Here is a 13,349-nt window from a genome sequence, read left to right as displayed (position 1 = left end):
CGGAAATGTCAGTCGGAAATTTTGGCTAGTGCAGCGTCTAGTAGCTGAACGGTACGGTCAATGTTGTTGAGCTTGTCGAGCCCAAACAGGCCCAGACGGAAGGTTTTGTAATCGGCGGGCTCGTCGCATTGCAAAGGCACGCCTGCTGCGGCTTGTAGCCCAACCTCCATAAACTTACGAGCCGATTGCAAGTCGTTGTCGGTGGTGTAGCAGACTACGACGCCGGGTGCTTCGAAGCCGGGGGCAGCCACGCTTTTAAAGCCATGTTTAGCCAGCAGGGCACGCACGGCTTTGCCTAGCTCAAGTTGTTTGGCTTTCATGATGTCGAAGCCATCGGCGCGGGTTTCGGCCATGGCGTTGCGCAGGCTGACCAGGCTGTCGGTAGGCATGGTCGCGTGATAGGCGTGCCCGCCGTTTTCGTAGGCCTGCATGATTTGCAGCCATTTGCGCAGGTCGCACGCGAAACTGGTGCTGGTGGTGTGTTCGATACGTTGCAGGGCGGTCTCGCCAAGCATGACCAAGCCGCAGCAGGCCGCGCCAGTCCAGCCTTTTTGCGGCGCGCTGATCAGTACATCGACACCTACAGCTTTCATGTTGACCCACACCGTACCCGAGGCAATGCAATCGAGTACGAACAAACCGCCAACCGCATGAACGGCGTCGGCTACTTGTTTCAGATAGTCGTCGGGCAGCATAATGCCCGAGGCGGTTTCAACGTGCGGCGCAAAGACCAGGTCGGGCTTGTATTCGTTAATGGCTGCCACGACTTCGTCGATGGGGGCAGGGGCGAAGGCGCCTTGCGACCCGCTTTCAATTGGGCGGGCTTTGAGCACTTTATGTTCGGCTGGAATGCCGCCCATATCAAAAATTTGCGTCCAGCGATAACTGAACCAACCGTTGCGTAGCACCATGCAGCGTTTGCCCGTGGCAAACTGGCGGGCAACAGCTTCCATGCCAAATGTGCCGCTACCCGGCACAACAATAGCGGCTTGTGCAGCGTACACTTCTTTCAGGGTTGCCGAAATGTCGTTCATGACGCCCTGGAAGAGGTTTGACATGTGGTTTAGCGCGCGGTCGGTGTAGACGACTGAATATTCGAGCAAACCATCGGGGTCGACAACGGGTACCAGTTTTGACATGCGTAACTCCTGAATTTTTTATGTGTATGGTCTTGATTGTAGACGGATTGTTTAAAAGGAAATAACTATGCTGTTTGCCTTTGTATTGCTCGACAAACCCGGTACGGCCGACCTGCGTATGCGCGTCAGGCCCGAACATAAAGCTTACCTGGCGCAGCGGCAAGACCATATCGCTTTTGCCGGCCCGTTAACGCACGACGACGGTCAAACAATGTTGGGCAGCTTGCTGGTTATGGACTTCGAATCGCGCGATGCGGCGCACGCTTGGTTGGCTAATGAGCCGTTTTACAAGGCCGGCTTGTATGGCAGCGTCGCGGTGAATGCGTTTAATAATTTGTGGCCGCAGAAGGCGGGGTTTCCCGCAGCGTGACGTGATGTTTTTTGCCTGCGCCAAATGTTGGGGCACACGACTCAAGACTGCCGGGTGCGATTGGGCCGCGGTCTTTAACCGATGCGTTTTATACCGGTTCTTTGGCACCGTTTTGAGCAGTATTTAACTGTCTCCCAATCGCGTTCCCACTTCTTGCGCCATGTAAATGGCAGGCCGCAGCATAAGCACAGCTTGGTCGGCAAGTCTGATTTTTTTCGCATTTTCATTGCAATTTTTTGTCGCACGTCATGACTTTTTCAAAGTCGGCGTGTGTCTAAGTAGGCGCTTCGTAGGCAGTTAAAAGTCCAGATTCAGCTGATGGCGTTTTGCGGTGTTCTGGGGTGTGGTGTTGCGTGGTGGCGTGTTGCTTCGCTTTCGCGAAGCATGTTTCTCGACGACCTTGCTTTTCGCTGCCTGCACCGACGGCAGACGTTTCCGCGCGTAAAGTCGTTGTTTGGCGGCCCGCGTGGCGGTTTCCAGATCAACCAACGGCACAGGGATATCTTTACCGACTTCGATGCCGTAGCGTTGCTGCAGCTCTGGCGGCATGCGCCAGGGCTCGAATAGCCATGTGTCGGGGATTTTGCGCATCGCCGGCAGCCAGCGCCTGACAAACACACCCTTGGGGTCGTGATCGTGGGCCTGCTTGATGGGGTTGTAGACGCGGGCAGTATTCACGCCGGTGGTGCCCGATTGCATTTGCATCTGGCTCCAGTGAATACCCGGCTCGTAGTCCAGAAACTGGCGCGCCAGCCACAGCCCGACCTCTCGCCAATGCAGCCATAAGGGGTAGGCGGCTACCGACACCAGCATGGCGCGCATTCTGAAATTTAACCAGCCGGTTTCGCGCAGCATGGCAACGCAGGCATCGACCATGGGCCAGCCGGTGCGACCTTGTGTCAGGGCCTGAAAATGTAGCGAGTTCCAGTCGTTTTCACGCAGCCCATCGTAGCCGCGATGCATGTTGTGAAATTCAATATCCGGCTCGCTTTCCAGTTTCTGGATGAAGTGGCAATGCCAGTACAGTCGGCTGATAAAGGCCTGTAAACCCCTGCGGTGGTGCAGTGCCGACATGGGTAGGGTGTTAACACGAGCTCGCGTGGCTTGTACGACTTCTCGCAAACTTAGTGTCCCGTATGCCAGATGGGTCGAGAGGCGTGAACAGGCTGTGGAGGCGGATAATGGCGAGGAGATGCCACCCCGGTATTGTGCGCTTCGGGTGCTCAAAAATTGATTAAGAATCGCTAGCCCGCGCTCACGCCCGCCGTGTTGTCGGCGTGTGGGCGGCGTATCGTTAAGACCTAGGGTCAATGGGCTTGGCCAGGCGGGTGGGGCGATTCTTACGCATGGTGCCCCTAGCGGCCATGGCATGAATTGAATGCTTGTCGGCGACTTGACCTGCGTACGCGCCATAAAACTTTCCCACTGGCTCTGCCACATATCGCGATGTCTCAGCCGCCTGACCACCCCAAATTGTTGGTGTTCTTGCCAAGTGACGTTATGCCGTCGGCACCATTGCGCTACCGCCTGGTCGCGCCGATACGACCACCCGTTGCCTGTTTCTTCATGCGATTGCAATGATGCAAACGGCGCTGCTGCATGCAGTTGATCAAGTACTTCCGTGATGTTTCCGACAGCAATATTCAACTGCCCGCCCACTTTGCGTAATGCGCGGTCTACTGCGTTAGCGCTTTCTTGAATAAAAGCATAGTGTTGGGCTGCAGCATCTGCCTGCGCCCACGCATCGGGCTCAATGACATAAAGACATAGCACCGACCCGCGCTGAGCCGCTTCGAGCAAAGGCGCGTGATCATGAAGCCGAAAGTCGCGCTTGAACCAAACGACGTGATAAGACATGGCGGGATCGGGAAATTCGGCAGTGGATAATAAAACGCGGTTTGATTTGAGTAGCCATCGTATCGGCGTGCAGCAGGGGTCACAAGCCTGTGCACCGGTATTTCTTGTTGGTGCAAGCGTAGGGGCAAGTGTCATCAATGCCGGGTTATGCTTTCGAGACCCGGCTACCTTTTATTGAAAATAGATCATGACGCCTGAAGTCGACCGCACATCCGATCAAAGCCCTTGGTCCGTATTTTTGATTTTTTTGCGCCTGGGGCTCACCTCGTTTGGCGGGCCTATTGCCCATTTGGGCTACTTTCGGCACGAGTTTGTGACACGGCGCAAATGGATGACTGAACGCAGCTGTGCTGATCTGGTCGCGTTGTGCCAGTTTTTGCCTGGCCCGGGGCTGGCCGTGTTTTAGTTTGGGGCGCGGTTTATTGTTTTTTTGTGTTGTGCGGTGGCTGCGTTATTAGCAGGCAAGGCTTCGACGGCGTATGTTGTCAACGGCATGCCTGTCATGTCGGTCACAAACATTTTGTCTACCCTGGCAAACAAAATGCCGTTGCTGGGGCTTAAAGCCAGTCCGTTTTTGTTCTTTAGGCGCTCGGCCCCGGTAATGGTCATAACCACATTCACGACCAGCATATTTGTTTTGTTCAGCAGTTTTTCGGCTTGGTCTTGTGGCATACGAATGGCCTTGGCGAGCAACGTCCGGTCGGTTACCAGGCCCGGATGGTGTCCGGCGGCAACGATGTTTCGGAACCCAACCACGGTAAGCGGCGCGTCATCGGTATATTTTGATATGCCGTCGTTTGCGCCGTTAACGGCATAAACGGTATGGCCGTTAAACTTTACATTCATCGGTGGTTTGAACACGATGGGGCTGTCGGCCGTTTTACCATTACCAAAAATAAGTACACCGCTGCCCAGATCGTATTTGACATTTCCGACCACGCTACGCATAACAAAGGTATCTTGAACGCCTTTGGCTCGTCTCAGAGCCTCTGTTTTGAAGCGCGGCAGAAGTTCCTGAGCAGAGATGTCTGGGTTTCGGTCGCGCAGGCTTTCAGGTGGAAATACCCAGTCGAACACGATTTTCTTCCCCGAGGTCGAGGCAGACTTGTCGGCGTACTGAGCCCGGATAATCTCGTCTCGTGTTGCAGAAAGCCATGCTTGCTCGTTGAAAGGTTCAGCGGCGTATTTCAATATATTCATCAGCATGGCATCGGTGCTGAAGTTGGGGATGCCTCCATCCATCGCCGATCTGGCTGCTTTTGCGCTGGCCATTTCATCGGTATTAAATGCTTCAATGGCCGCTGCAATATGCGTTCTGGCCGTGGCTATGTCTTCCGAATAGCACCTGATGACGCGATGTGCACCGGATAAGGCAATAATGCGCGCGGCATGGGCTGGTGTGGGTGGCTTGCCACTGGCAGATGCAGACAAACATACCTGGTATGGGTCTGTTGGCGTCCATTCTGCACCCGCCGTTTCTTGATTCTGGTATGAGAAGTAGCGAGAAGGTGTATGGAAGTCGCTCGCTTGAATAGCCAGGGGGAAAGTAAAGCTTGCAACCAGCGCAAATACTTTGCGGGCCAAGGCTGCAGTTTCTTCTTGCGTAGGCATAGCGACCTCGCGCGCGGCAATTAGAGTTTGTCTAGTTTGCCGGTCAGGCTGAGTGTCTGCCATCAGTTAGATGGCGAGTATTCGCAACCCTGGTCGCCTGCTATAGAATAGTAAGGTTAACTTCTAGGGGCTGGCATGCTTATTCGTAATTTCGGTCGTTCTGGTGCGCTGGTACTGTTAGGCCTGGCACTTGCAGGTTGTTCGTCCGGCGGCATTGCCCTGTTTAGCCCCTCGTCCTCGGGGGCGGCCGCCAGTGGCCCGTCAGCCAGTTCCGATCAGTGTCGTCTCAACCCTCGTAGCTGCATACACAAAGGCCAGTACGAATCGGGTGAGCGCGCCTATGCCGAATACGAAGCCGCCCGGCTAAACCAGGCTGAGCTTGAAAGGTTGCGTCGTAACGCAGTGCGCTGAAATTGGGCGTTAAATAGCCCTACACGATGCCCAGCGGGGTTTCTTTTGTATTACACGAATGCGGAGTCTGGGGGGCGCCACAGCAGCCAGATTAACGCTGTATAAAAATTTCTTCATAGCACCGGTAGCCCATACTGCGCAGCGTGGTTATGGGCAGTTGTTCGCATGTTGCTTGTTCTACCTTGCGTCGTAAGCGCCATATTTGAGAGTCGAGGCGACGTTGATCGTATTCCAGAAAATCTTTACCCATGGCCTGAACGATGTCGCGCCGACTGACGAGTTGTTGATTACCTGCAGCTAAAGCCAGTAAAACCACGTAATCTTGTGTTGATAGTTTCACGGTTTTTCCAGAGGGCGTAATAAGCGAAGGCGGGGCGCTGGAAAGTCGCCATGTGTTGCCGCCAACCGGCGTGTGCATGGCGACAGCGGCATCATGATTGGGCGACTTGCTTATTCTTTCTTCGGTAACGTCACGAGCCACGGCAACACAAATTCTTTTGTCTTTGTACCAGCGTGCCGACCACGTAATATAGGCAATACTGCCGTCTTTGCGCCGGTAGCGATTTTCGAATCCTGGCGGCAAGAGCCCTTGAATTAATTTACCAAAGGCCTCTAGAGTTCGGCCGAGGTCTGGCTCGTATATAAGGTCTAGAATTTGACGACCAATCATTTCTTGGGCGGTGTAGCCAAAGATGCGTTGGTGCGCACCACTCACTGACAAAAATACGCCATTTTCCCCGACGACGCATACGGCATCGAGTGTAAGGTTCATGACATCAGACACACATTTGGGGTCGGGCAGCGTCATGATTTTATAGTTTGGCAACATACGCATGGGCGGGGCCGGATATGCCCCGATGCGGCGTGGTTACATCCTTGTTAAAGGTTCACTTTACCACGCCAGATATAAGGTATCAGACTCCATCAGATTTGATCAGATTCAATCAGATTCGCTCAGATTCGCAAGCGCCTAACTACCTAAAATTTACAAAAATCAAGTATTTGCTTGCATCAATAACATAATGCTTCAAGGCTTTACCCATGAATCGTATTTACCGTCTGGTTTGGAATGCGTCCAAACAGTTGTGGCAAGCCGTCACCGAATTGGGGCGTACCAGGGGCAAAAATGCGGTTCGTGGGGTAGTTAACAGGTCACGCAAAAAGCAGTGTGCCCGCGCGCGCGTAGCAGGGTCTAAGGCTGGCACGGCGTCAGGGCGCTTACGCCCGTTGGCTGGCATGTTGCAGCTTGTATTTGGTGCCAGCTTGGCGGGTACAGTCCTGGGGGCCGATTTGCCTACTGGCGGCGCCATTGTGGCGGGTGCAGGCAGTATTAATCAGTCGGGTAACGCGCTCACCGTTACCCAAAACACTCAAAACATGGCCGTCACCTGGGACTCGTTCAGTGTGGGCGCCGGCCACACGGTTAATTTCGTCCAGCCTTCTGCCCAAGCAGCTGTATTAAATAGGGTCATGGGGGCCGACGTATCTGTGATTCAGGGGGCTATTAATGCTAATGGGCGTGTATTCTTGCTAAACCCCAACGGGGTGCTGTTTACCTCTAGTGCTCAGGTCAACGTCGGCAGCATGGTGGCCAGTACGCTTAACATGAGCACACAAGACTTCATGAACGGCAATTACCGCTTTGAAGGTACGAGCTCGAACGCCATTGTTAACCAAGGCAATATAACGGCCGTGGGCGATGGCAGCGGCGGGGGCACCGTGGCCCTTATCGCCGCCAAGGTGACCAACCTGGGTACACTAGCGGCCGCCAAAGGCAATGTGCTGATCGGTGCCGGGCAAAGGGTGCAGCTAGACCTGGGCGGGCCGGTAAAGCTAGAGGTAGAACAAGCTGCGATCGATGCTCTGATTGAACAAGGTGGGGCCATCAAGGCTGACGGCGGGTTGGTGTATTTGACTGCCAAGGCGGCCGGTAATCTGGCAGCCACGGTCATCAACCATACCGGCATTACCCAGGCACAAACGCTGCAAACCGGCGAAAAGGGCCAAATTTACCTGCTGGCCGACATGCAGAACGACCGCATCAACGTTGGCGGTACGCTCGACGCTTCGGCGCCCAGCGGGGGCGATGGCGGGTTTATTGAGACCAGTGCGGCCAATGTGGTTGCGCTAGGCGATCGCAAAGTAACGACCCTTGCGGTCAACGGCAAAACCGGTACCTATTTAATCGACCCGAACGACTTTATTATCGCGGCCAGCGGCGGCAACATGACAGGCGCCCAGTTAGGGGCCGACCTGAACCTGAACGATATGTTGATCAGCACGGCGGGCGGTACAGCCGGTGGCAACGGCGATATTTTTGTTAACGATGCCGTAACCTGGAATGCGACGACGAAGTTTACGTTAAACGCCGAGCGCAATATTGCCATCAATGCCGACATTACCGCCCAAAATGCTAGTGGGCGACTGGCGCTGCAGTATGGCCAGGGCGGCGCGGCGGCCGGAAATACGGCGACGTACACCATCCAATCAGGGGCCAAAGTTAACCTTCAAGCTGGGGAAAACTTCAGCACATTATTGGGCGAAGACGGCGCAGTGCTGAACTGGACGGTTATTACCAGTTTGGGCAGCCAGGGCAGCACCACCGGCTCTGATCTTCAGGGTATTAACGGCAACCTGTCGGGCCGTTTTGTGCTGGGTGCCGATATCGATGCCAGAGCGACATCGGGTTGGGACTCTGGGGCGGGTTTCATGCCGCTGGGAAACTTTACTACTAAATTCACGGGTAGTTTTGACGGTTTGGGGCATGTTATTGATGGTTTGCGTATCAACAGGGAAGCCTACTACGTGGGGCTGTTTGGCTATATAAGTGGCACATCCACGGTAATCAGTAACGTCGGGGTGACGTCGGCAAACGTAACGGGCACAAGTTATACAGGCATTCTTGCGGGAATGGTTGTCGACAGCAAAGTTATCAATGTCTACAGCACAGGGTCGGTAGCAGGGTGGGAGCGTGTTGGCGGGCTTGTGGGCTCTGCCCAAACCTCTTCAATGGGTTCGATCATAGGGGCGTATTCTCGCGCAAACCTCTCCACAGACTCTACCAGCAGGTACTTTGGTGGTTTGGTCGGCTACACCGGTGGTTTTTCAGTTTCCGAGTCATTTGCCGCTGGTGCGGTTTACGCGCCAAAAGCGAACAATGTCGGTGGGCTGGTGGGGCACATGACTGGGACAGCATCAATTTCTGACTCTTTTGCATTGGGTTCAGTACGTGGTGGCGGTATCGTAGGTGGGTTGGTCGGTAGCTCCAGCGGGGTAATCAACAGAAGTTATGCCAGTGGAACTGTGCCCAGCGCCAAAGCGCCTATCGGGGGCCTGGTAGGGTCTAACAGCGGCGTAGTGAATGCCAGCTACTGGAATGTTGACTCTACCGGCCGGGCCACTAGCGGGGGCGGCACGGGCCTAAGCACCAGTCAAATGCAAGCCTCCGGTTCGTTTGCCGACTGGGGTATTTCATCGTCAGGGGCAGACAACACAACATGGCGCATTTACGAAGGCCTGTCGGCGCCCCTACTCAGGCGGTTTCTGACGAAGGTCAGTATCGATGGCGACCTGGGGGCTGCGCCCATTACGAAAGTTTATGACGGGTCAAGTGCGCTTACGGAATCTCAGGCCAATCTGACGTGGCTCAAAAATGGTGTTGCGTTTGATCCGGACCGAACATTTCTTTCGGGCACGCTACTCGAACTTGGGGGGAAAGACGCCGGGGTTCAGACACTTACACTGACACAGGGCTACTATGCATCGTCCCCCGTGGGTTATGACATAAGCTACAACATTACCGGCCAGGCGCAAACAGCCACCATTACCCCGAAGGCCTTGAGTGTTTCGGGTGCGACCGTGGCAAGTAAGACTTACGATGGCAACACTAGTGCAACAGTCTCGGGTGGTGAGCTTGTCGGGCTAGTAGATGGCGAAAGCCTGACGTTAGCGCAAGTCTCTGCGCAGTTCTACAGCAAGAACGTCGGGGAAAACTACGTTACCGTCAGCTATACCCTGGCCGACGGTAGTACCGGCGAAGGGGAGGCAAGCAACTACACGTTGACCAGCCAATACATTACTGCAAGCATTACGCCACGTGCTGTGACCGTAAAGGCTGATGACAAAACAAAAATACGCACTGAAGCCGATCCCTTACTCACCTGGCACCTTATCGAAGGCAGTTTGGTTGCCAACGAAACACTCACGATTCCTTTAACGCGTAACGTCGGCGAAGCCGTGGGCACGTACACGATCTTCGCGCAAAGCCTGAATAACTCCAATTACCAGGTAGCTACTCAGTCAGGCGTTCTGACTATCCAGCCAGGGGCCTCGTCAAACGAAGTTCCTAGTCGTGCCGTTTCGTCAAATGCATCGTCGAACGAGCTTGGTACGCCAGGAAGAAATGCCATCGAATCGGCCACCAGTAACAGTTTTGGTAACGGGTTGAACAACAACGTGTCATTCAATGGTGTCGGCCGTCAGGCTGCGCCGAGCTTACCTGGCACTGCGGGACTGAACCCGATCTTTGTCGTTAGTTCGGGGGTCAGCCTGCCACAGGCCGCCACCGAGGCCGCTGCTGGTGGTGCCAACGTAAACCCCCTTGGTAACTTGGGCGAACGCGAACCGCAGCCATAAATTTGCCCCTCCTGCAAACTGATACAGCCCCCCGAAGCTGCAACGCCATTCAACGTACCGTCTACTTGCATACATGACTCGATTCGTTTTTCAGTCCGCCGCGCTCCTGTGTTTTTCGTTAATAGGTCTTGCCCATGTACCTGCAGCTGCTCAAGTAGCACCCGATGCCGGCAGAGTTTTGCAAGAAGAACTGAAGCAACTGCCTACGCCACCCAGAACATCCAAAGGCTTGGATATGCAGCCGACACAAAGCGCTCCGGCGCAGCCCGGCGGGCCGCAGGTGGTGGTGGGTAGCATCACCTTCTCGGGAAATACAGTTTTCGGTTCAGACGAATTACTGCGGGTGTTGGGTAAGGTTCAAGACCAATCCTTCGATCTGGTGGGTTTGCGGTCTTTAAGCGACAAAATCACCCAGCATTATCAACAAGCCAGTTACCCGTTTGCGCGGGCTTTTATCGCGCCGCAGCAGCTTGTGAACGGCGGTGCTTTGCAAATACAGGTTGTAGAGGGACGTTATGGTCGGGTTAGTGCGGACGGTAACCCTGGGCTGACTCAAAAGGCGCAATCGTATCTTTCTGGCTTGCAGTCCGGCTCGCTTATCGAGTCGTCTGCACTCGAGCGCGCCACGTTGCTGCTGGATGATCTGCCCGGCATAAAAATAACCCCCGTGATACGCCCTGGTGCAGCGCTGGGTACCGGTGATCTCGATATCGTCGTAGATTACGATAAGCGTTACCAGGGTGAGGTCGGTCTGGATAACCACGGTAACTACTATTCCGGCCAATGGCGCACACGCGCCAATCTGGACGTCAACAGCCCGTTTGCCTTGGGCGATCAGATCAGCCTTCGTGCCTTGTACACCCAAAGCCACTTATGGCTGGGTAGCGCTAACTACAGCATTCCCTTAGGCGGTCAGGGGTTGCGCGCCAATATAGGCTACGCACAAACGGTATACAGCCTGGATAACGGCTTTGAGGGTAATGAAGGCGTCGCCCGCATAAGTGGTGCGGGCCTTGGATATGCGCTGCTTAGGTCACAACGCAGCAACATTAACCTAAGTGTGTCGTGGCAACACAAACGCCTGTACAACAGTTATTTTTTCGGCGCGTCGACCGAGCGCTACCATTCAACGACGCTCCCCGTCACACTTGGCTTTGATCACAAAGACAGTTTTGGCGGCGGTGGCGTGACTTATGGTGCCGTGACATGGACACAGGGCCACTTGCACAAAGATGATGTCGTCCGCCAGGGCAGCTTCAGTAAATACAACCTTGATCTGGTTCGACTGCAAGCCGTAACTGGTAATGTCAGTCTGTTTGTCCGTTTTAGCGGGCAGTGGGCGAATAAGAATCTGGACAGTTCTGAGTCAATGTCTTTGGGTGGGGCCAGCGCTGTGCGCGCCTACCCCAGCGGCGAAGCCAGTGGAGACCAAGGGTGGCTTACCCAGCTAGAGCTTCGCTATCGTCTGGGCGATTTTTCACCTTATGCGTTCTATGATTATGGGTACATGAAAATCAATGCCCGACCCAGCCAAGTGACATCGCCTGCGCCCGACGAAACCCGTGCCGGGGCGGGGGTTGGGGTGCGTTACCAGGCGCACGGGCTTTCGATGGATGCCGCCATTGCATGGCGAACTCGTGGCGGTGAACCATCCTCTGATACCCATGCAGACCCTAAGCCCCGGTTTTGGCTCACCATGGCTTATGCGTTTTAATAGCATTCGGAGGCATCAACAGCAAGGCTCATTGACCTTTACATAGCGAATAGGTTCAGGCTTTGACTTAAAAGCTGCCGAACATCGTGCCTAAAGTAATCACAACAACCAAGGCGATCATGGGCGCGCCCATGGTGACGGCGGCAATGTTCAAATACGACTGGCGATGCGTCAGTTTGCAGATGGCCAGCAGCGTAATAATGGCGCCGCAATGGGGCAGGGTGTCGAACCCGCCTGCGGCAAGTACGGCAACCCGGTGCATCAGTTCGGGACTAATGCCTGCTGCTTGTGCCATGCGTAAATAGTCCGGCCCCAGAGTTTGCAGCGCAATGCTCAGGCCACCCGACGACGAACCCGTAATGCCCGACAGCACATTCATGGCAATTGCCTCTGAAATCAGTGGGTTGTTGGGGGTTACATTGAGCACTGCATCGCGGATCACCACAAAGCCGGCGAGGCCGGCAATTACTGCGCCGTAGCCTACTTCCGAGGCCGTATTGAATAGGGGCAACATAAAGCCAAACACGCCTTTGTTGATTGTGTCGCGCAAGTTGCTCCAGTGCCCCAAGCGCGAAATAATCAGCGTGGTACAAGCTGTGGCCAGCGCAATAATTAAGGCCCAAAGCCCAATAACTTTGGCGGGCGTGGTGTGGGGGAAGCGGTCAGTGATGAAACTCATGTCCATACGCGGGAAGACAACGTAGGTGAAAAGCGCATTCACGGAAATGACCAGCACCAGCGGCAAAAGCGCCAGGAAAAGTGGCATATGCGATAACGCGCCGCTGTCTACGTTGCGAAGCGCTGTATCGTCGTTATCGTCTTCGTGATGGCCATAGCCCTCGCCGGCGAGTTTTGCGCTGGCCGCGCGGCCACGCAACCACCACATACCCCCCACAAACATGATGGCAGCCGCGATAATGCCCAGGCCTGGCGCTGCAAACACGTTAGTACCAAAATAGGGGATGGGAATGGCGTTTTGAATAGACGGCGTGCCCGGTAGCGCGGTCATTGTAAAAGTGAACGAACCTAGTGCAATTGTTGCGGGTATGAGCCGCTTGGGAATGTCAGCCGTACGGAACAGGTCTTTTGCGATAGGGTAGATGGCAAATGCCACTACAAATAGCGACACCCCGCCATAGGTAAGTACCGCGCAAGCCAACACCACCGTCACGATGGCGTGTTTATCGCCAAGCTTGTCGACGATCCAGCGCGCAATTGAATGCGCTGCCCCCGAATCTGCCATTAACTGACCGAACAACGCCCCTAGCAAAAAAATGGGCAAAAATTGAATGACGTAGTTACCCAGCGCCTTCATGAAAGTGTCGGTGTAGATGGGCAGGTACACGCCGATCTCGCCCGACAGCAGCACTGCCAGCGCCGCCATGAGCGGTGCCAGAAGCAGCACGGTCACGCCTCGGTAGGCCAGGTACATCAGAAGTAAAAGCGAAACAACAATGGCTAAAGTACTGGTCATCCTGACAATATTTATTAAAAGTGGAGGCCGTCGCAGTGTAGCAGTCGCCATAGTGCTCGAATATGACAGCACTTTTGGATTTGGCTGAATACGAAGCGCATTGCGCTGCGTTCTATGCTGCGAACCGCAGCTTATTAT

10 protein-coding genes and 1 pseudogene are annotated in these 13,349 nt (G+C 54.7%); 5 read left to right on the top strand and 6 right to left on the bottom strand.

The window, feature by feature from the left end; genetic code table 11:
* Positions 1-8: 8 nt before the first annotated feature.
* A complete protein-coding gene (locus tag PuT2_RS07745; protein ID WP_093970433.1) occupies positions 9-1,139 on the bottom strand; it encodes an aminotransferase class V-fold PLP-dependent enzyme in 1,131 nt (376 codons plus the stop codon).
* Between the two features lie 67 nt (positions 1,140-1,206).
* On the opposite strand from PuT2_RS07745, the gene PuT2_RS07740 reads away from it, so the two are divergent.
* The gene (locus PuT2_RS07740; protein WP_093970432.1) at positions 1,207-1,509 is read left to right on the top strand and encodes a YciI family protein; all 303 of its coding nucleotides are present in this window, start codon (positions 1,207-1,209) and stop codon (positions 1,507-1,509) included.
* A gap of 74 nt (positions 1,510-1,583) precedes the next feature.
* Here PuT2_RS07740 and PuT2_RS07735 read toward each other — a convergent pair whose 3' ends face one another.
* On the bottom strand, positions 1,584-1,730 hold the full coding sequence (locus tag PuT2_RS07735) for a DUF2256 domain-containing protein (protein WP_093970558.1): 147 nt from the start codon (positions 1,728-1,730) through the stop codon (positions 1,584-1,586).
* A gap of 76 nt (positions 1,731-1,806) precedes the next feature.
* Positions 1,807-3,366 carry a cryptochrome/deoxyribodipyrimidine photo-lyase family protein gene (locus PuT2_RS07730; RefSeq protein WP_093970431.1) on the bottom strand — a complete coding sequence of 520 codons (1,560 nt, stop codon included), beginning with the start codon at positions 3,364-3,366 and terminating at the stop codon, positions 1,807-1,809.
* 187 nt (positions 3,367-3,553) lie between these two features.
* Here PuT2_RS07730 and PuT2_RS07725 point away from each other — a divergent pair.
* Positions 3,554-3,754 (top strand): annotated as a pseudogene (locus PuT2_RS07725) (chromate transporter); the annotation flags it as partial.
* A 14-nt stretch (positions 3,755-3,768) separates the two neighbouring features.
* On the opposite strand, the gene PuT2_RS07720 reads toward PuT2_RS07725, so the two are convergent.
* Entirely contained in the window at positions 3,769-4,977 is a 1,209-nt protein-coding gene (locus tag PuT2_RS07720; protein ID WP_143516120.1) for a hypothetical protein, read from the bottom strand.
* 135 nt (positions 4,978-5,112) lie between these two features.
* Between PuT2_RS07720 and PuT2_RS07715 the strand changes: the two genes are divergently transcribed.
* Positions 5,113-5,388 carry a hypothetical protein gene (locus PuT2_RS07715; protein WP_093970429.1) on the top strand — a complete coding sequence of 92 codons (276 nt, stop codon included), beginning with the start codon at positions 5,113-5,115 and terminating at the stop codon, positions 5,386-5,388.
* Positions 5,389-5,479: 91 nt separating this feature from the next.
* Here PuT2_RS07715 and PuT2_RS07710 read toward each other — a convergent pair whose 3' ends face one another.
* A complete protein-coding gene (locus PuT2_RS07710) occupies positions 5,480-6,223 on the bottom strand; it encodes a PAS domain S-box protein (protein ID WP_254046968.1) in 744 nt (247 codons plus the stop codon).
* Between the two features lie 206 nt (positions 6,224-6,429).
* Between PuT2_RS07710 and PuT2_RS07705 the strand changes: the two genes are divergently transcribed.
* Positions 6,430-10,023, top strand: a complete 3,594-nt coding sequence (locus PuT2_RS07705) for a filamentous hemagglutinin N-terminal domain-containing protein (RefSeq protein WP_093970428.1) — start codon at positions 6,430-6,432, stop codon at positions 10,021-10,023.
* Positions 10,024-10,258: 235 nt separating this feature from the next.
* The gene (locus tag PuT2_RS07700; RefSeq protein ID WP_216820806.1) at positions 10,259-11,737 is read left to right on the top strand and encodes a ShlB/FhaC/HecB family hemolysin secretion/activation protein; all 1,479 of its coding nucleotides are present in this window, start codon (positions 10,259-10,261) and stop codon (positions 11,735-11,737) included.
* 67 nt (positions 11,738-11,804) lie between these two features.
* On the opposite strand, the gene PuT2_RS07695 is transcribed toward PuT2_RS07700, so the two are convergent.
* A complete protein-coding gene (locus tag PuT2_RS07695; RefSeq protein WP_093970426.1) occupies positions 11,805-13,211 on the bottom strand; it encodes a GntP family permease in 1,407 nt (468 codons plus the stop codon).
* Between the last annotated feature and the right edge of the window lie 138 nt (positions 13,212-13,349).

This window comes from Pusillimonas sp. T2, assembly GCF_002236805.1.
Classification (GTDB): Bacteria; Pseudomonadota; Gammaproteobacteria; order Burkholderiales; family Burkholderiaceae_B; genus Neopusillimonas.
The sequence above is the reverse complement of the archived record's forward strand: the minus strand, read 5'-3'. Positions and strand labels throughout refer to the sequence as shown.